Origin of the sequence: Neotamlana sargassicola, assembly GCF_020523965.1 — a bacterium.
GTDB lineage: Bacteria > Bacteroidota > Bacteroidia > Flavobacteriales > Flavobacteriaceae > Neotamlana > Neotamlana sargassicola.
This window is the reverse complement of sequence record NZ_JAJAPX010000006.1, coordinates 37,066-57,602: the sequence shown is the minus strand read 5'-3', so window position 1 is coordinate 57,602 and position 20,537 is coordinate 37,066. Positions and strand designations below refer to the sequence as shown.

13 protein-coding genes are annotated in these 20,537 nt (G+C 32.4%); 7 read left to right on the top strand and 6 right to left on the bottom strand.

The annotated features are described in order from the left end of the window. Nucleotides 1–80: 80 nt before the first annotated feature. From LG651_RS13650 to LG651_RS13625, 6 genes are all read left to right on the top strand, one after another. Entirely contained in the window at nucleotides 81–2,027 is a 1,947-nt protein-coding gene (locus LG651_RS13650) for a peptidylprolyl isomerase (RefSeq protein ID WP_226696673.1), read from the top strand. After that, nucleotides 2,028–2,882 (top strand): peptidyl-prolyl cis-trans isomerase, encoded by an 855-nt coding sequence (locus LG651_RS13645; RefSeq protein WP_226696672.1) that lies wholly within the window; start codon nucleotides 2,028–2,030, stop codon nucleotides 2,880–2,882. It abuts the gene before it with no gap. Beyond that, nucleotides 2,845–4,296, top strand: coding sequence for a peptidylprolyl isomerase (locus LG651_RS13640; protein ID WP_226696671.1), 1,452 nt, complete (start codon nucleotides 2,845–2,847; stop codon nucleotides 4,294–4,296). Before LG651_RS13645 ends, LG651_RS13640 begins: the two co-directional genes overlap by 38 nt. A gap of 4 nt (nucleotides 4,297–4,300) precedes the next feature. After that, the gene (locus LG651_RS13635; protein ID WP_226696670.1) at nucleotides 4,301–5,254 is read left to right on the top strand and encodes an AAA family ATPase; all 954 of its coding nucleotides are present in this window, start codon (nucleotides 4,301–4,303) and stop codon (nucleotides 5,252–5,254) included. Between the two features lie 268 nt (nucleotides 5,255–5,522). Further along, complete coding sequence (locus LG651_RS13630; RefSeq protein WP_226696669.1) at nucleotides 5,523–8,303, top strand: bifunctional aconitate hydratase 2/2-methylisocitrate dehydratase; 2,781 nt, start codon at nucleotides 5,523–5,525, stop codon at nucleotides 8,301–8,303. Nucleotides 8,304–8,485: 182 nt separating this feature from the next. Further along, a complete protein-coding gene (locus LG651_RS13625; protein WP_226696668.1) occupies nucleotides 8,486–10,753 on the top strand; it encodes an aconitate hydratase in 2,268 nt (755 codons plus the stop codon). Nucleotides 10,754–10,823: 70 nt separating this feature from the next. Here LG651_RS13625 and LG651_RS13620 read toward each other — a convergent pair whose 3' ends face one another. Continuing rightward, nucleotides 10,824–13,319 (bottom strand): peptide-N-glycosidase F-related protein, encoded by a 2,496-nt coding sequence (locus LG651_RS13620; protein WP_226696667.1) that lies wholly within the window; start codon nucleotides 13,317–13,319, stop codon nucleotides 10,824–10,826. Between the two features lie 666 nt (nucleotides 13,320–13,985). Further along, nucleotides 13,986–14,657, bottom strand: a complete 672-nt coding sequence (locus LG651_RS13615; RefSeq protein WP_226696666.1) for a hypothetical protein — start codon at nucleotides 14,655–14,657, stop codon at nucleotides 13,986–13,988. 287 nt (nucleotides 14,658–14,944) lie between these two features. Here LG651_RS13615 and mazG point away from each other — a divergent pair, with 287 nt between their 5' ends. After that, nucleotides 14,945–15,724, top strand: coding sequence for a nucleoside triphosphate pyrophosphohydrolase (gene mazG / locus LG651_RS13610; RefSeq protein ID WP_226696665.1), 780 nt, complete (start codon nucleotides 14,945–14,947; stop codon nucleotides 15,722–15,724). A gap of 75 nt (nucleotides 15,725–15,799) precedes the next feature. Here mazG and LG651_RS13605 read toward each other — a convergent pair whose 3' ends face one another. The 4 genes from LG651_RS13605 to LG651_RS13590 form a co-directional block, all read right to left on the bottom strand. Continuing rightward, on the bottom strand, nucleotides 15,800–17,719 hold the full coding sequence (locus LG651_RS13605) for a DUF349 domain-containing protein (RefSeq protein WP_226696664.1): 1,920 nt from the start codon (nucleotides 17,717–17,719) through the stop codon (nucleotides 15,800–15,802). Nucleotides 17,720–17,824: 105 nt separating this feature from the next. Further along, a complete protein-coding gene (locus LG651_RS13600) occupies nucleotides 17,825–18,568 on the bottom strand; it encodes a shikimate dehydrogenase family protein (RefSeq protein WP_226696663.1) in 744 nt (247 codons plus the stop codon). Next, nucleotides 18,565–19,581, bottom strand: coding sequence for a DUF368 domain-containing protein (locus LG651_RS13595; RefSeq protein WP_226696662.1), 1,017 nt, complete (start codon nucleotides 19,579–19,581; stop codon nucleotides 18,565–18,567). Before LG651_RS13595 ends, LG651_RS13600 begins: the two co-directional genes overlap by 4 nt. Next, nucleotides 19,581–20,501 (bottom strand): DUF368 domain-containing protein, encoded by a 921-nt coding sequence (locus tag LG651_RS13590; RefSeq protein WP_226696661.1) that lies wholly within the window; start codon nucleotides 20,499–20,501, stop codon nucleotides 19,581–19,583. Before LG651_RS13590 ends, LG651_RS13595 begins: the two co-directional genes overlap by 1 nt. Between the last annotated feature and the right edge of the window lie 36 nt (nucleotides 20,502–20,537).

The following is a 20,537-nucleotide window of genomic DNA, read 5'->3' as shown; positions in this document are numbered from 1 at the left end:
TGTATAAACCGTTTCAAAAACAACTTGTTTAATAGCTTTATATTAGTATTTTTGTAATCATTCTTAAAAAAATAACACACATGCGCGTTAGCGGAGTTTTAATTTTATTTCTTTCAGTTTTTTTGGTAAAACTAAATGCCCAAACAAAACAGGATCAAGTTCTTTTTACTATAGATAATAAGCCTGTTTACACTTCAGAATTTTTAAGAGTTTATAATAAAAATTTAGATTTAGTTCAAGACGAATCACAAAAAGAAGTAGATAATTATTTAGAACTTTTTATAAACTATAAATTAAAACTAAAAGAAGCTCATGCTTTGGGTTTCGATACTAATCCAAGTTATTTACGCGAATTATCGAGTTATAAAAAGCAATTAGCAAATAGCTTTATGAAAGAAACTAAAGTAACCGATGCTTTGGTTGAAGAGGCCTACGAGCGTATTTCGTTCGATGTTAATGCGAATCATATTCTTGTAAAATTGGCCGAAACCGCAAGCCCAAAAGATACGTTAGCAGCCTTTAATAAAATTAGTGAATTGCGAGATAGAGCACTAAAAGAAGGTTTCGAAAAAGTAAGGCAAGAAGTGCATAATGGGCAAACTGTTTATGGTGAAAAATTAGGGTATTTCTCTGGATTTAAAATGGTTTACGATTTTGAAACCGTTGCATTCAATACACCGGTCGGCGATATATCAAAACCATTTCGTACACGTTTTGGTTATCATATAGTTAATGTGTTAGATAAACGAGAATCGCGCGGTGAGCGAACCGTAGCACACATTATGTTGGTTGATAATAACAATAATACCGAAAAAGCAGAGGTAAAAATTCAAGATATTTATCAAAAATTAAAACAAGGAGAAGATTTTGAAGCTTTAGCGAAACAATTTTCAGACGATAAGAGTACCTCTTCAAATGGCGGTAAATTAGCACCAATAGTTGGAGGCCAATTACGTTCGCAAGAGTTTGAAGACGTGGCTTTTTCATTAGAAAATATTGGAGATTTTTCTCAGCCTTTTAAGTCGGCTTACGGTTGGCACATTGTAAAATTATATAATGCAAAACCAACTCCCGAATTCGAAACTATAAAACCAGAACTTATTAATAAGGTAAAACGCGATGATCGCTCCAAACTCATCGACGAAGCTTTAATAGCTAAATTAAAAAAGCACTATAGGATTGCATCTACTCCAGATTTAAGTTATTTCGAATCTATTTTAAACGATAGTTATTTTACTAAAACATGGTTTTTGCCACCAAGTTTTATTGGTAAAAAAAACTTAGTAGTTATTGGTAAACGATCATTTTCGTATAAGCATTTTGCCGATTATTTAATGAAGTCGCAAAGAAACCCAACCGCAAAAGCGTCTTTTAAAACTATAGTAAATAACGTTTACAACAACTTTTTAAACGAAAACTTAATTCGTTATCATGAAAATAATTTAGAAGATGAAAACGAAGAGTTTGCAAATATAGTTGGAGAGTATCGCGACGGATTGTTGCTTTTCGATTTAATGGAAAATACCATTTGGAATGCAGCTAGTAATGATACTTTAGCGGTAAAAGAATATTTCGAATCGCATAAAGCGAATTACATTTCAAATGAAAAAATTGATGCTGTCGTGGCATCATCATCAAATAAAAAGGCTTTAAAAAAGGTAGCCAAATGGTTTGAAAAAGGTTACGATGTCGAAAAAATAAAACCTTTAGTGAATTCGGAAGATAAAATTGAAGTGTTGTTCTCTACTGGTGTTTTAGAAAAAACTCATCAAACATTACCAGAAAACTTACCATTTAATGTAGGGGTTTCAAAAATATTAAGCCATAACAATTCTTATGTTGTGGTGAAAATTAAAGAAGTTTTACCTAAAAAGCAGCTCGAATTTGTCGAAGCAAAAGGAGCTGTAATTAGCGATTATCAGCAACAAAAAGAAATTAATTGGGTAAACGGGTTGCACGAAAAATACGAAGTTGATATTGATGAAAAAGTATTGCAAGAAGTAAAAAATAAAATAAAAAACAACTAAGTGCAAAAGCGTTTTCTCATCATATTAGTAATCGTAGTTGTAGCTCAGTCTTGTCAGTTTTTTAAAACCGAGCAAGAAGGAATTCCTGTGGCTCGAGTAAACGAATCGTATTTGTATTTAAGCGATATTGAAGATTTGGTCCCTAAGGAAGCCTCGGTAGAAGATAGCACGCTTCTTGTGCAGAATTTTATAAATAAATGGGCAACCCAACAGCTTTTTGTAGACGGAGCAAAACTTAATTTAAGTCATAAAAAACAAGAAACGTTTAACAAATTGGTAAATCAGTATAAAAATGATTTATATGCAAAAGCTTATGTAGAGGCGCTTGTAAAACGAAATATCGATACCATTGTTAAATTAACTGAAGCCGAACAATATTATCAAAACAATAAAGAAATTTTTAAGTTAAACGAAGAGTTAATTAAATTTCGATACATTCATTTAGATGAAAATATTATCGATTTTAAAACAATTAACGAGCGATTTAAACGCTATAACAGCGAGGATAAAAAGGTTTTAGATTCTATTTCTATTCAGTTTAAATCTTATTCGCTTAACGACTCAATTTGGATAAAGTTTAATCAAGTGGTTCAAAAAATTCCGGCAATAACTGCCGAAAACTCAAGCGAACTGTTAAAAAAATCTAATTTTATACAACTCAAAGATTCATTAGGAGTATATTTGATGCAAATTAACGATGTGTTATTGCGAAATGATATGGCACCTTTGGAATATGTTAAACCTACCATAAACCAAATTGTAATAAATAAACGTAAGCTAGAGTTAATTCGAGAATTAGAAAAGGATATCACAAAAGATGCTATTAAAAACAAACAATTTGAAATTTACAATTAATTTGAAATACATTTTACCCATTTGCATAAGCGTTTTAGCAGTTAATGTTATGTCGGCGCAAGAAATAATTGAAGATGAAAAGGAAGTCGCTTCAAAAGTTATAGATACAACAAATAAACAAAAAGCTGTAAAGGTTGATGGTGTTGCTGCTGTAGTTGGTGACTTTATCGTACTAGACTCAGATGTTGAAAAAGAACGTTTACAATTAGAGGCTGGCGGTTACAGCACAAAAGATATTACCGATTGTGAGTTATTTGGTAAGCTGTTGGAAAATAAATTATACGCGCATCATGCCATTCAAGATAGTATAGTTGTTTCGGATGCTGAAATTAGAAGACAAGTAGATTACCAAATAGAACAATTTTTACAACAAGTAAATGGTAACATGGATCGTTTATTAGCGTTCTACAAAAAAGAAGATGAAAAAAGTTTTCGAGAAGAAATGTTTGCAATAAACAAATCGAATCAATTAGCTCAACGCATGCAAGCTAGTATTGTTGAAGAAGTTGAAATTACTCCAGAAGAAGTACGTAGCTTTTTTAATGATATTCCAAAGGACGAGCGCCCTACTTTTGGTACAGAATTAAAGGTTGCTCAAATTGTTGCCGAACCAAAAGTATCAAAAGAAGAGGAGCAACGCGTAATTGATAGGTTAAAACAATTTAAGGCCGATATTATTGAAAATGGAGCAAGTTTCCGTTCTAAGGCCGTTTTATATTCAGAAGATCCAGGTTCTGCAAGTAGAGGAGGAAAGTATACTTTAAATAAAAAGAAACCACAAATGGTAAAAGAATTTCGCGAAGTTGCTTTTGCATTGCAAGAAGGCGAAATATCAGAGCCTTTTAAAACCGATTTCGGATATCATATTATAACTTTAGAAAAAATTAGAGGTCAAGAATACGATGTTGCGCATATTTTATTAACACCTAAAGTGGCCAGCGAAGCTGTTGTTGAAGCTAAAGAGCGCTTAGAAAAAGTAAGAGAACGTATTGTATCTGGAGATATTACATTTGCAGATGCCGCACGTGAGGCTAGCGACGAAAAAGAAACACGTAACGATGGTGGGCAATTAATTAATCCAACAACACAAGATTATAATTTTGAGTTAACCAGAATGGATCCAGAATTATATTCGCAAATTCAAAATTTAAAAGATGGGGAAGTTAGTTTAGTATTAAGTGAGCAAGACAGAACTGGTAATACTAAATTTAAAATTTTAATGGTTACCGATAGAGTAGACGAGCATACTGCAGATTACGCAAAAGACTTCTTGAAAATAAAAGAACTAGCTCTTGACGAGAAGAAAATTAGAGCTGTTGAAAAATGGCAAAAAGAAAAAATAATGGATACTTATATTAAAATAAGTGGCGAGCGTAAAGATTGCGAATTTTCAAGTAACTGGTTAAAAAAGTAAATATATGTCCGATGTAGCTGCTATCGAGAAATTTGTAAAGCAATTTCAAGGTCTTAAAACAGAAATTGCAAAAGTAATTATTGGTCAAGACGAAGTTGTTACTCAAATATTAATATCCATTTTCTCAGGCGGTCACTCACTTTTAATAGGTGTTCCTGGTTTAGCAAAAACCTTAATGGTAAATACCATTTCGCAAGCTTTAGGTTTAGACTTTAAACGTATACAATTTACGCCCGATTTAATGCCTAGTGATATTTTAGGAAGTGAAATACTAGACGAAGACAGGCAATTTAAATTTATAAAAGGCCCAATTTTTTCAAATATTATTTTAGCCGACGAAATTAACCGTACACCACCAAAAACGCAAGCAGCTTTACTTGAAGCTATGCAAGAACGTGCGGTTACCGTTGCAGGACATCATTATAAATTAGACTTACCATATTTTGTATTAGCAACTCAAAACCCAATTGAGCAGGAGGGAACCTATCCGTTACCAGAAGCGCAATTAGACCGTTTTATGTTTGCTATTAATTTAGAATATCCAACCTATCAGGAAGAAGTTGAAGTTGTTAAAGCAACAACTTCTAATCTTAAGCCAGAAGTAAATGCTTTATTTTCGGCAAAAGAAATTATTGCTTTCCAACAACTTATACGTAAAATTCCTGTGACCGATAATGTTATTGAATATGCGGTTACTTTAGTTGGAAAAACAAGACCTAATAGCGAAACAGCTCCAGAATTGGTAAAAACTTATATCGATTGGGGAGCAGGTCCGCGTGCCTCACAAAATTTAGTGCTAGCAGCTAAAACGCATGCCGCGATTCACGGTAAATTTTCACCAGATATTGAGGACGTTCAAGCCGTTGCAATTGGCATTTTACGCCATAGAATTATTAAAAACTATAAAGCCGAAGCCGAAGGAATTACCGAAGAACAGCTAATTAGAGGCTTATTTTAGCATTACGAAAAGGTTTTAGTTTATAAAATATTCAGCAATCCTTTTATTTTTATAGAAAAAATGTAATCATTTTAAATTATAATAACACTATAATAATTTAATATCATTGCTTATTGTATTCAAGGTTTTATTTTTAAAATTTTGTATTTATTTAGTATTTTGCAACGCTAAAATAATCTAAAATTATATACTTAAAATTTATCTTGTTTTAAACTTTATATAGATGAATTTTGTAGAAGTTTAAAAACTATTAATTGAAAAACTAACTATGAGCATTTACAATGACTACATCAAGGAGATTGAAGAGAGAAAATCTCAAGGTTTGCATCCTAAACCAATTGATGGCGCTGAATTAACCAGCGAAATTATCGCACAAATTAAAGATGTAAACAATCCTAATAGAGAAGACTCACTAAAATTCTTTATTTACAACACCTTACCTGGTACAACAAGTGCCGCAGGTGTTAAGGCAAAGTTTTTAAAAGAATTAATACTTGGTGAATCTGTTGTTGAAGAAATTTCATCTGATTTTGCTTTCGAACAATTATCGCACATGAAGGGTGGGCCATCAATTAAGGTGCTTTTAGATTTAGTTTTAGAGCAAAAAGATATAGATATTGCTAAAAAAGCAGCTGAGATTTTAAAAACTCAAGTGTTCTTATACGAAGCAGATACAGAGCGATTAGAAGTTGCCATGAAAAATGGATGTCCTATATCTAAAGACATTATAGAGAGTTATGCTCAAGCAGAATTCTTTACTAAACTTCCAGAGGTAGACGAAGAAATTAAAATAGTAACTTACATCGCTGGTGTTGGTGATATTTCTACAGATTTATTATCGCCTGGTGCCGATGCGCATTCAAGATCAGATCGTGAATTACACGGACAATGTATTTTTGAGCATAACAAAGACATGCAAAAGGAAGTGTTAGCTTTAAAAGAGCAACACCCTGATAAACGGGTTATGTTAATCGCTGAAAAGGGAACTATGGGAGTTGGTTCATCTCGTATGTCTGGTGTAAATAATGTGGCGTTATGGACAGGTATTTCATCTTCTCCATACGTGCCATTTATTAATATTGCGCCAGTAATTGCAGGAACAAATGGTATTGCACCAATTTTCTTAACTACCGTTGGTGTAACTGGTGGTATTGGAATCGATTTAAAAAACTGGGTTCAGAAGAAAGATGAAAACGGTAACACCATTGTCGATAAAGATGGAGAGCCAGTTTTAGAGCAAGTATATTCTGTAGATACAGGTACAGTGCTTACTATTAATACAAAAGAGAAAAAATTATATAAAGACGGAAAAGCTGTAAAAGACATTTCTGCTGCATTAACACCTCCAAAAATGGAGTTTATTAAAGCAGGCGGATCTTATGCTGTTGTTTTTGGTAAAAAATTACAAACTTTTGCGTGTAAAGCTTTAGGTATAGAAGTACCTCAAGTATATGCAGCATCAAAAGAAGTTTCTATTGAGGGACAAGGTTTAACAGCCGTTGAAAAAATCTTTAATAAGAATGCTGTAGGAACTACTCCGGGAAAAACTTTACATGCAGGATCTAATGTTCGTGTTGAAGTTAACATTGTAGGATCTCAAGATACTACCGGGTTAATGACATCACAAGAGTTGGAAATGATGGCAGCAACTATTGTATCGCCAATTGTAGATGCTGGATACCAATCAGGATGTCATACGGCTTCTGTTTGGGATGATAAGTCTAAAGCTAACATTCCTAGATTAATGAAGTTTATGAATGACTTTGGTTTAATTACAGCGCGCGATCCTAAAGGACAATATCACGCCATGACCGACGTAATTCACAAGGTATTAAATGATATCACTGTTGATGATTGGGATATTATTATAGGTGGAGATTCTCACACACGTATGTCTAAAGGTGTTGCTTTTGGGGCCGATTCAGGAACCGTTGCATTAGCTTTAGCAACTGGTGAAGCTACTATGCCAATTCCAGAGTCTGTGAAAGTTACCTTTAAAGGAGAAATGAAGAGCTTCATGGATTTCCGTGATGTTGTTCATGCTACACAACAACAAATGTTAAAGCAATTTGGAGGTGAAAACGTATTCCAAGGAAGAATTATCGAGGTTCATATTGGAACATTAACTTCAGATCAAGCCTTTACTTTTACAGATTGGACTGCTGAAATGAAAGCCAAAGCTTCAATCTGTATTTCGGAAGAAGAAACCTTAATTGAATCTTTAGAAATTGCTAAAGATCGTATCCAAATCATGATTAAGAAAGGTATGGATAACGAAAAGCAAATGTTACAAGGTTTAGTTGATAAAGCTAATAACAGAATACAAGAGCTAAAATTAGGGTCTAAACCAGCATTAAAACCAGATGCAGATGCTAAGTATTATGCAGAGGTTGTAATTGATTTAGATGAAATTGCTGAACCAATGATTGCAGATCCTGATGTAAATAATGACGATCCATCAAGACGTTATACACACGATACTATTCGTCCGTTATCTTATTACGGTGGTACTAAAAAGGTAGATTTAGGATTTATTGGTTCTTGTATGATTCATAAAGGCGATATGCAAATATTAGCCAAAATGCTTAAAAATATAGAAGCACAACAAGGTGAAGTTAAGTTTAACGCGCCATTAGTAGTTGCACCTCCAACATATAACATTGTAGACGAGTTAAAAGCTGAAGGCGATTGGGAAGTATTACAAAAATACTCAGGTTTCGAGTTCGATGATAGCGCACCTAAAGGTTTAGCACGTACAAAATATGAAAACATGTTATATTTAGAGCGTCCTGGATGTAACCTATGTATGGGTAATCAGGAGAAAGCAGAACCAGGAGACACGGTTATGGCAACCTCTACACGTTTATTCCAAGGAAGAGTTGTAAGAGATACAGACGAGAAAAAAGGAGAATCTTTATTGTCATCTACTCCAGTTGTTGTGTTATCTACAATTTTAGGGAGAACACCAACTGTGGAAGAATATGAAAAAGCTGTAGACGGTATTGTATTAACTAAATTCAAACCATCTCAAAAACAATTAGTTCTATAATCTCATAGAATTCAATTATAAAATTAAAAGCTCGAGTGTTTCATTCGGGCTTTTTTTATTAACCTTTTATTATGATAGTTTTTGGCCAAATTTTGTTAAATTCAAGAAGGAAAAATGGTTTTATTTAGAGTTATTTTAAATAAAAGCATATTTAATTAATTTTAAAAATAAAAATAGAATATATGGCATTCGACATTGAAATGATAAAAGGTGTTTATTCAACAATGGTAGAGCGTGTAGATAAAGCACGCGAAGTAGTTGGTAAACCTTTAACATTATCCGAAAAAATATTATACAATCATTTATGGGATAAAACTCCTACCAAAGCATTTGTTCGAGGAAAAGACTACGTGGATTTTGCACCAGATAGAATTGCATGCCAAGATGCAACAGCACAAATGGCATTGCTGCAATTTATGCAAGCGGGTAAACCTAAAGTAGCTGTACCAACAACAGTACATTGCGATCATTTAATACAAGCAAAAGAAGGAGCTGCTAAAGATTTAAAACAAGCAAACAGTGTAAGTAGTGAAGTTTTTGACTTTTTAGAGTCAGTTTCAAATAAATACGGAATTGGTTTCTGGAAACCAGGAGCAGGAATTATACATCAAGTAGTTCTAGAAAATTATGCGTTTCCAGGAGGAATGATGATTGGTACAGATTCTCACACAGTTAATGCCGGTGGTTTAGGTATGGTTGCTATTGGAGTTGGTGGGGCAGATGCAGTTGATGTAATGGCAGGTATGGCTTGGGAACTTAAATTTCCAAAACTTATTGGTGTAAAATTAACAGGAAAATTATCGGGTTGGACAGCGCCTAAGGATGTCATTTTAAAAGTAGCTGAAATATTAACTGTAAAAGGAGGAACTGGAGCAATTGTAGAATATTTTGGTCCAGGAGCTACAAGTATGTCTTGTACAGGTAAGGGTACTATTTGTAATATGGGAGCAGAAATAGGAGCAACCACTTCAACTTTTGGTTACGACGAATCTATGGAGCGTTATTTAAAAGCAACCGATAGAGTAGATGTAGCAGAAGCGGCTAATAAAGTAAAAGAGTATTTAACGGCCGATCCTGAAGTTTATGCAAACCCAGAGCAGTATTTCGATCAAGTTATTGAAATTAATTTATCAGAATTAACCCCATTATTAAACGGTCCGTTTACACCAGATCTTTCAACACCAGCAGGTAGCGAAATGACTAAAAAAGCCACAGATAACGATTGGCCATTAAAAGTAGAATGGGGATTAATAGGTTCTTGTACAAACTCATCTTATGAAGATTTGTCTAGAGCTTCATCTATAGCACAACAGGCCCTAGATAAAAAATTAAAAACTAAAGCAGAATTTGGTATTAACCCAGGTTCCGAGCAAGTACGTTATACAGCAGAGCGTGATGGTATTTTAAAGGTTTTTGAAGATTTAGATGCTACTATATTTACTAATGCTTGCGGACCATGTATTGGTCAGTGGGCGCGGTATTCCGATCCTAAAAATGCACCAAAAAATAGTATAGTGCATTCATTTAACAGAAACTTTGCTAAACGTGCCGATGGTAACCCTAACACTCATGCCTTTGTTGCATCTCCAGAATTAACTGCTGCAATTGCCATTTCAGGTAAGTTAGATTTTAACCCGTTAACAGATAAGTTAATTAACGAAGATGGTGAAGAGGTTATGTTCGATGAGCCAACAGGATGGGAGTTACCTCCAAAAGGTTTCGAGGTTAAAGAAAATGGGTATTTAGAACCAAAAGAAGATGGTAGCAGCGTTGATGTTGTTGTAGCTTCAGATTCAGAAAGACTTCAATTACTTACACCTTTTGAGCCTTTAGGAGATTCTATTACAGGAGCCAAACTTTTAATAAAAGCCTTCGGTAAATGTACAACCGACCATATTAGTATGGCTGGGCCATGGTTACGTTTCCGTGGACATTTAGATAATATTGCAAATAACACTTTAATAGGAGCTGTAAATGCATTTAATAAAAAAACAAACTTTGTTAAAAATCAATTAACAGGAGATTATGGCGGTGTGCCAGATGTACAACGTGCCTACAAAGCAGAAGGTATTAAGACTGTAGTAGTTGGCGACCATAATTATGGCGAAGGTTCTTCTAGGGAGCACGCTGCTATGCAACCACGCCATTTAGGTGTAGCTGCTGTAATTGTAAAATCATTTGCACGTATACACGAAACAAACCTAAAAAAACAAGGTATGCTTGGGTTGACTTTTGATAATGAAAGTGATTACGATTTAATTCAAGAAGATGATACATTTAACTTTTTAGATTTAAATGAATTTTCACCAGATAAGCAATTAACCCTAGAGGTTGTTCATGCCGATGGTACTAAAGACACTATTAAATTAAATCATACTTATAACGAAGCCCAAATAGATTGGTATAAAGAAGGTTCTGCTTTAAATTTAATTAAAAAGCAAAATGCTTAATTAGGTATACTTTGTAATAAAAAAATCCAGTCGATATCGACTGGATTTTTTTATATTTCTTTTTTAATGTTTACTCAAGAATAAGTTTTAAAGTTCCTTGCCCAGATTTGGTAGATATAGATATAAAATAGATACCTTTATTAAGAGAATAAAAATTAAATGAAGTATTATTAATCTCCTCTGGAGTGTTAAAAAAGTAAGTTTTTAAAACTTGACCTGAAATTGTAACAACCTGCATAATAGATTTGCCGCTAATATTTTTAGCAGAAATGTTAAAAACACCATTTGATGGATTAGGGTAAACGTTTAGTTCATAATTTGCAATACTATTAACTTCTGCAACATTTAAAGTTCCTTGTATTAGAGGTGTATTGCTATAATTAATAAGTTGAGCGTCTATATAATATTGTGCAATAAAAGTGTCATTACAGTCATTACACGTAACCCCTGAAACACATTCAGGATTGTTAGGGTGACAGTAATCAATATAAGTTGGATCGAAGCGATAACTAAAATCTACTGTGCTTTTGGAAATTTGATCTGTCATATCAATAATGTTTGGTGGGGCAATCGCTCCAGGGCACCATCCGGCTCTACTATATGTCCATGTACCTTGTTGTCCAGTACAATTGTCTGGATTTGGATTACAGTTGTTCCATAAATTTTGTGTATAATTAAGAGTTCCATCAACATCAATATAATTTGTCGCTTCATAAAATTCTGCAGCATTTTGTGAGTTGTTGCTTCCCCAACCATGCCCTGTAGTAGATAAACGTAGGTGAGAACTTATAATATTGCTATTGTATGTATAATTTACAACATCAACTGGTTGCAGGTTATTTGGATTTCCTAATTCCCAATTGCCATCCCAAATTTCGTCGACACTTGAGTATAAATACTCTGGTGTGCCTTTTCTATAATCAAAATCTAGTGATATTTGCCAGCCACCAGAACCCCAAGTATCAATAAACATTCTAAATTCAACTTCACCTTGAAGTAGGTTTGCATAATCAGTTAAATCAATGGAATGGCTACATCCAACACCGTATGGTGTTATATAGCGAATTATTTGTATCCAATTACCGTCTGGTCCCATAATATCAATATAGGCTCTACGATCCCAATCGTCGCAATTTCCGGTTGTAGAAGGGCATTCAACCATTAAATTAGCAATAATTTGATCGTAACTTCCAATATGTTGAGGCATTGTATAGGTTCCATAATAATTGCGACTATTTGTTGTACCATACTCAATTACAACATCTGTTAAAGTTTGTACATTTTGAGTTTCGATAGTATCTGTAACTTCAATGGTTTTAATTATGGTTGTATTATTACCATTAGATCCGTAAGCCGTTATATTTACAGTATGAGAACCGTATGAATCTGGTGTCCATAAGGCATAATATAAATTATTGTTACCGGTTACATTAATAGCTGTTCCATCTACAGAAATTTCTATATTATTTATAGTTATTAAATCGGCTTCTTCAATAGCTGTGGTTACATAAATGGGATAAGCATATAGAGAAGGCATTTCTAAGGGGTAATCTTCGGTAAGTTTTGTAGTTATGGAAGGTGAGAATGTACTTAAATCAATAACTTCGAATTGATGAAAAGTTTCAGCTTCATTATAATTTGAATCACCGCTATGTTCTGCTTTTAAAGTTACAATACCAACACTACCATTTAAGGTAACGGTATTACCATTAATTGTAGCAGGGCCAGACTGGACAGAATAAGAAATATTGGTTAGGCCAGATGAAGATGTGGCTTGTACACTAAAGGGATTTGCAGTAGTACTTTTTTTACCTACAGTTTCAAAAGTTAAGATTTGGTTTTGTTTACCAGAACCATCTCCGGTTCCAAATAAATCTATATTCGAATTAGCATAAATATGAGGAAATTCTCCATTTCCTGTAGTTTCATTTTCTTCTGGAGGGTAATATGAAAAAGCAAAATGCGTTGCAATAATATCAGGACTTTGATCTAAAGTGGCTTGGTCTACTTCAAGCGGGTTATTACCATTGCCTGTTCCCAATGCTCCAGAAGCATTATATCTTGGTTGTCCATTGGCATGAATTAATAATACTATTGGCGCATAATATTCTCCGTCTACAATTCCTCCATTTCTGTATGTTTCATTACTACCATCATTCGAAACATTAAATATTGTATAATCTTTTGTAAATGTGCCATCACCATTATCAACGGTTTCTGTTTTATAGTAACCATTATTAACATCAGGATCATTAATTAAACCTAAATACAAGTTCATTTTATCATTAGTAGCGGTCCAGTTTACACCATCATCAATTGGATCTCCGTTGGCATCGGTAGTAGATATACCATTGGCATATAGGTGAAAACGAACGCGTACTATATTATCGGCATCATTAGGAACGTTACTTAATTTAAAAGATAAAGGAGAAGATGTAGCTAAAGTTCCATCTGGATGCAATTCTGCGGGCTTATTGGTAAAATTAAAACTAGCTTGTCCGAAACTTTTCGATGAAATAAATATTACGAAAAGAAATAATAAGCTTATGTGTATTGTTTTTTTCATTTTGAATAATTTTAAAATAAATTATGAGGGTTTAAAAAAAAATTACCAATTCTATGAAGGTTTTTGTTTGCTTATAAATTGAGGCTTAAAGAAAATAGATAAATAACAAGTATTATAAATAAGCTAACTTAAAGTTTATTTTAGGTTACTTTTTTACAATTTTTAAGTTTACAAATTTGTTTTTTCTACGAACTTTAATAGAATACAGCGTTATATAGGCTGCAGAACAACCGTATCGTAAAACAGTTTGTTGTTTTTAAATTACGGATTGATTAGAGCCAGTTAGGTTTGCGCCTTTAAGTTTTTATTTGCAGAGATAGCAAAACGGAAATAATAATTTTTAAAAAAAGTAATTGTTGAAGTCATAAGAGATTATTTAAGAAGTTAATATTGTTTTAATTTAATTTAAATAAATTTAAACTAACTCTTTTTTAGACTAACAACGTTGCTGGTGTATTGAGTAACAAAAACTTACCCTTGAATGAAGATGATTAGATATATTTATGTTGATTATCTTGTTATACTTTGCTTATTATTTAATGACTAAATTTTTTTAATTTGTTTTAACTATTGATATTTCTCTTAACTTTTCATAAACAAACGCTTCTTATAATTGTATTACGAATTATTTTATTCAAATTCTTTTTTAATTAAAACAGGTTAACATTAGCGTAGTTGGTAAATTGTAAAAAACGATTCGGTTGGGTTACCAAGTAAATCAACACTTGCGATGCTGGAAGATAGTTTAAAAGTTATTTCATCGCCAGTAACTAAATCTATTACTGTAGATACCCTTCTAATAGGAGAAGATACGCTTAAAACACCTGTATGTACGCTTAAATATTCTTCTTCGGCTATTAATACACCATTTTTATATATACCAATTCCAAAATTGGTGCTAACGGAAATTGCAGAACTTATTTTAATTTGTGCATTTACGGCATAAATACCATCTTGTTTAGCCGTATAAGTATGTGTTGTGGTATCAAATTCATTATTATTATCAACAGTTTCAGTATCATATTTAATTGTTTCAGGAGCACTTAATACTAAAACATGTAAAATGTTACCACCACCAGACATAGAAGCCTTAACCATTGTAGGTAGTGATGCATTTAAAATATTAGTTGCCTTTGTTCTGTTAACTACACCATCTTGAGATATTACTAAAATAGAATCACGAATAACTTGCTCTGTTGTTTCTAAAGTCGTGACATTAATCTTTAAGTTACCGTTTATATCGAGAGTTGCCATAGGTGTTGTTGTACCAATACCAACTTGCGCGAAAATGTTAATTGTTAAAAATGTAAATAATATTAAAACATACTTTTTTTTCATATAATCTCATTTTACGGTTATTTCTTATTATTGATAAAGAATTACGCTACTAAAATAGTTAATATTTATTGTTTTTCAAGATTAAATACATAAAAAATCGTTTAAATGTTATTTTTAGAACGTTTTTATGTTTTTAATAAGATGATATTTCTTACGGTATTTGATTTGTGATTTGTATAATTGAATATATTTTAGAACAAAGTAGTTAACAAGAACCGGTAAATTAATTTTAAATAATCTTAATTTTGTTTATCGTATTTTCCTCGAAACCTAATTTTAATTACTTTATGAATTCAAGAGAAACCCAATTGAAGGCCTTCGATAGGTTATTAACTATAATGGACGAATTAAGAGAACAATGCCCATGGGATAAAAAACAAACCATGGAGACACTCAGGCATTTAACTATTGAGGAAACTTACGAGTTAGGAGATGCTATTTTAGATAATGATTTAAATGAAGTTAAAAAAGAATTAGGCGATGTATTATTACATATTGTATTTTACTCTAAAATAGGAAGCGAGACAAAAGATTTTGATATAGCAGATGTTTGTAACTCTATTTGCGATAAGTTAATACACCGACATCCGCACATTTATGGCGATGTAAAAGTTGAAAATGAAGAAGATGTAAAGCGTAATTGGGAAAACTTGAAATTAAAGGAAGGTAAAAAAAGCGTTTTAGAAGGTGTACCCAAAAGTTTACCAGCTTTGGTAAAAGCTAATAGAATTCAAGATAAAGTTGCTGGTGTAGGTTTCGATTGGGAAAAACCAGAACAAGTTTGGGAAAAAGTAGAGGAGGAGCTTGCAGAGTTTAAAGTAGAGGTAAATTCTGGAAATAAAGATGCTATGGAAAGTGAGTTTGGCGATGTTTTATTTTCTATGGTTAATTATGCCCGATTTTTAAAAATTAATCCAGAAAATGCTTTAGAGCGTACTAATAAAAAATTCTCGGGAAGATTTAAGTATTTAGAGGAAAAAGCTAAAGCTTTAAATAAAAGCTTAAAAGATATGACACTTGCAGAAATGGATGTGTTTTGGCAAGAGGCTAAACTTAATAATTATTAATTTATATAAATAACCTCGATAAGTAAACTAATACGCATCGAGGTTATTTCTAATTAAGAGAAGTAATACCTTCTTTTAATACAATTCTTTAATTTTACTAAGCTTTGTTTTCCAAAGATTTAACGATTCTTTGTGCGCTTTAATATTGTTTTTAACTTCCTTAACCAAAGGGTTGTCATCATCTACATTAGTAAAAAACTGAAGGTTATTTTCAAGTTGATTTATTTGCGCTTTAACTTCATCTATTTTTTTACGAATAAATGCACGTTCGTTATCTAAGTCTCTATTATTATCTGATGCAGCCGATAAAGTATCAAGCTTATTTTCAAACTTAATCATTTCAACTTCATTTTTTTCCATGTCTAAATCAGACAATAGACCATCGATGGTTTTTTGAAATTTACCTTCTATATAACGTTTATCGTTAGGTACTCTACCTATAGTTTGCCATTCGGCAATTTTTTCTTTTATAGTGGCAATTTTTTCGTCTTTGGTTCCGCTTAATTTTATATCCTTAAGCGTTGATAAAAAGTCACTTTTTTTATTGTAAGCTTCTGTAAACTCCTTATTTGCAGCATTTTTAGATGCATGAAGCTTATCAAAATAAAAATTACAAGCGGCCTTGAAGCGTTTCCATATTTTGTCGCTATCTTTTCTTGGTACATGTCCAATTTTTTTCCAATCGCTTTGGATTTTTTTCATTAGTGGTGTGGTCACCTCGAAATCGTCACTATCCTTATTATCTTCAGCAATTTGAATTAAATCAAGCTTTTTTTGTAAGTTACTGTATTGCTCTTTTTTAAGGCCTTTGTAGTACGCATTCTTTTTACGATTAAAAGTTCTAACCGCTTCTTTAAATTTGGCCCAAGTTGCTTCGTTAACCTTTAAAGGAACTTTTCCTGCGTTAAAAAATGCTTCACGAAGTGCTTCAACTTCTTTTATTTTTTTCTGCCATGCACCATGAGAAGTAATGTCCTGTTGATGAATAGCATTTATATTTTCTATAATTTCAAGTTTATTCTCTAAATTTTTCTCGTAAACTTTATCTATTTCTTTGTAATAGAGTTGGCGTTTATCGTTTATCGTTTTTGTTGCAGCCTTAAAACGTTCCCAAATAGTTTCACGGTGTTCTTTAGCAACAGGACCAAGTTCTTCTTTCCACATTTTATGAAGTTCTTGCAATTCTCTAAACGCCATTAATACGTCGTTGGTTTTTGCAAGGGCTTCGGCACGCTCGATAATTAGTAATTTCTTTTCTAAATTATGCTTAAAATCAAGGTCGCGTAAATCTCGATTTAAGTGTAAAAAATCGTAAAATATTTCAACATGATGATGGTAGCTATTCCATGCATTATTGTATTTATCTCTTGGAATTGGCCCGGTATTTCGCCAGCGTTCTTGTAATTCTTTAAAGTGTTTGTAGGTAGAGTTTATATTTTCTTCTAAATTGATTAATCCTTTTAATTCTTCAATTATTTCGAGTTTTTGCTCTAAATTTTGCTTTAAGTTTTTTTCAATGTTTTGATAATGGTCGTTTAACTTTTGACGATATTCGCGGTAGGCTGTTTTAAAACGTTTATGTACAGGCGAGGAATAATAAAAGTCAATTTCGTTCCCGCCATTATTAATAAATTCTTCTTTTTTTTCTTCAAGAAGAGCATCGAATTTACTTTTAAACTCTGCATTTATACTAGATACATGCGAACGAATGGCTTGAATTTTTTCTGATTTTAACAAACGCTCAAGTTCAATAGCCAAAGCTTCTAGCGACATGGTATCGTAAGGCTTTACCTCAATGGTATGTCGCTCTTTATTGCCTTCATCTTCTGCATCTTCTGCATTCGATTCTTCAATCTCATTTAAAACTTCATCGTCTTCCGAAGTTTTTACATTTAATGCATTTTCGTTATTTTCAACGTTGGCTTCAGAAGGTGTTTCATTAGAATTTAAATGTTCTAATTCCTCAGGATTCGATGTGTTTTTTTCGTCAGACATTTTATAAAATGTTAAGGTTCGTATTCAATTGAATTGATATAAAGATAATAACCTGTATGTTATTTACAAAACGCCGTGAGTAAACTTTTATAGAAATATGTGGTATTATTTAATTAAACCCCAAATTTCCCAAGATTTTTCGGCTTGATAGACTAACATTTTAGAACCGTTAATTATTGTTGCATTTTTGGCTTTGCCATGTTTTAAAAAGGCGGTTTCAGCTGGATTGTATATTAAATCGAACAAAACGTGATGATTTGTTATGCCATCGTATGGAATATTTGGGCAAGCATCTACATCGGGAAAAGTGCCTAATGGTGTACAATTAACTATTATTTTATGTTGTTTAATTATACTACTTGTTAATGTTTCGTACGTATATGTAACTCCGTCTGTTTTTTTTCTTGAAACGTAGTGATAGGGAATGTCTAGTTTTTTTAAACTATAGGCTATTGCTTTACTGGCGCCTCCTGTACCCAAAATTAAAGCGCTCATGTGGTAAGGTTTAATAGCTGGTTTTATAGATTTGTAGAATCCGTAATAGTCTGTATTGTAACCAATTAATTTACCTTTTTTAGTTACTTTTATGGTGTTTACTGCACCTATTTCTCTTGCCTTTTTTTTAATTTTATGAAGAAAAGGCATGACATCTTCTTTGTAAGGAATGGTTACATTTAACCCTTTTAAATCCTTAGTGTTTTTAATAATTTCGGGGAAAATTTTAATGTCTTCTAAATCGAAATTATCATAAGAAATATTGCTAATCCCTTCTTTTTCAAATTTTTCTTTGAAATAAGCTCGTGAAAACGAGTACGAAATATTTTTCCCTAAAAGTCCTAATTTTTTCATTTTACTTGTCGTGTTTTTTGTCCGTACCATTCTAATCCCAACACTATAGCAACCCCAAAAATAATATAACCAATGGCAAAGTAAGTTTCTGTATTAAATTGTGGTATATAGCGTTTATAAAATTCTATAATTTTTTCTCCAGAACTATCAAGCAGGTAGTTACCGTTGCTATTTAATTTGTAAATAGTTTTTTTCCAAGGCCAAACGACGCCTAAGGACCCAATAATAAATCCTAAAATAGTTGCGGTGGTAATGTTTTTGTAATGTTTTAAAATATAACTTAAAACATGTGAAAAGGTTACTAGCCCTGTGACAGAACCTAAGGTGAAAACAGCAAGTACTTTTAACATTTTAATACGTTCTTGGTTTTCAATAAAAGAAAAATCACCTTTAAAAACATTTGTAACAGTATCGTACAAAGCATTTACAGAATCGACTAAGAGCAATACATAATTACCGAGTAAAATAAGAATGAAAGATCCAGAAAAACCTGGAAGAGTCATACCAGAAACGCTTATTATACCACAAAAAAATACAAACCAAAGGTTATCGTTTTCTTTTGCCGGGTTTAAAAAACTTATACTAATACCTGCTAGTGCTCCAATGGTTAATGCTAAAATGGTTTTGTAGTTCCAGACCTTAAAATCTTTATTAATATAATAAATAGAACCAAGTATCATCCCGAAGAACACGCTCCAAACGTAAAGTTCGTAATGAATAATTAAATAATCTAAAACTTTTGAAATGCTAAAGTAGCTAATAAGCATTCCAAAAAACAGTAGGCTTAAAAAACGGCCGTTTATATATCTATAAAAACTTTTTAATCTGCCGTTTAAAAGTAGTTTAAACGCCGTTCTATTTATTTTTTTTAAAGAATAAATAAATTCTTCGTAAAAACCTGCCACAAAAGCCACAACACCTCCAGAAACACCAGGAACTTTGTTAGCTGCTCCCATACCTAATCCTTTTAATACTAGGAAAATTTTATCAGTAAGTGTTCGTGTACTTTCCATTAAGGTTTTTTATTACCAATTTTTTCTAATGTAATAATGGTTAAAAAGCCAATTACCATGAGTAGCAATGCAAAAATAATTTGGTTATCGCCATCAAAAGAAAATGGTGAGATGCTTTGCTCTAGAAAGGGTATTTGTTCTCCTTTAGAATTGGTTCTAAACGAAAGTACTTTTTTCCATGGCCAAATTTTATTTAAAGAGCCTAAAATAAATCCGGTTAGTGCCGCCAATGTTAAATTATTATAATTTTTAAATAACCATTTTAAAAGTTTAGAAAAGGCTAACAAACCAATAACAGCACCGCAACCAACAATAGCAATGGTTTTAAAATCTTTATTGTTTAAAGCCGATAATATTGGTTGATATGCACCTAATAAAACTAAAATAAATGCGCCCGAGATGCCAGGAAGTATCATGGCACAAATAGCTAATGCGCCTGCTAAAAATAAAAACCAAGGACTTTGATTTGCCGATAATGATGGTAATTGGGTAATATAAAACGCAATAAAAGTTCCTAAAATTAAAACAAAAATGGTTGAGATTTTCCACTTTGTAATTTGTTTTCCAACAAAAATAATACTAGCTAAAACCAAACCAAAAAAGAAAGCCCAAAGTAAAATTGGGTGATGGTGGAGTAACCATTCTATACCTTTGGCTAGTGATAAAACACTAATCCCGATTCCAAAAAAAAGAGCGACTAAAAAGTTTCCGTTTACTTGTACCCAAGTGGCTTTTAGCCCATCGCGTTTTAAGGTTTTTATTAATGAAAAATTAATGTTGTTTAATGATGTAATTAATTCTTCATAAATGCCAGAAATAAAGGCAATTGTACCTCCAGAAACTCCCGGAACAACATCGGCAGCTCCCATAGCTAATCCTTTTAAGGAAATAATAAGATAGTCTTTAAAATTTCGTTGCATACATGACTTTTTAAGTAAAAACCAAAGGTATACAAT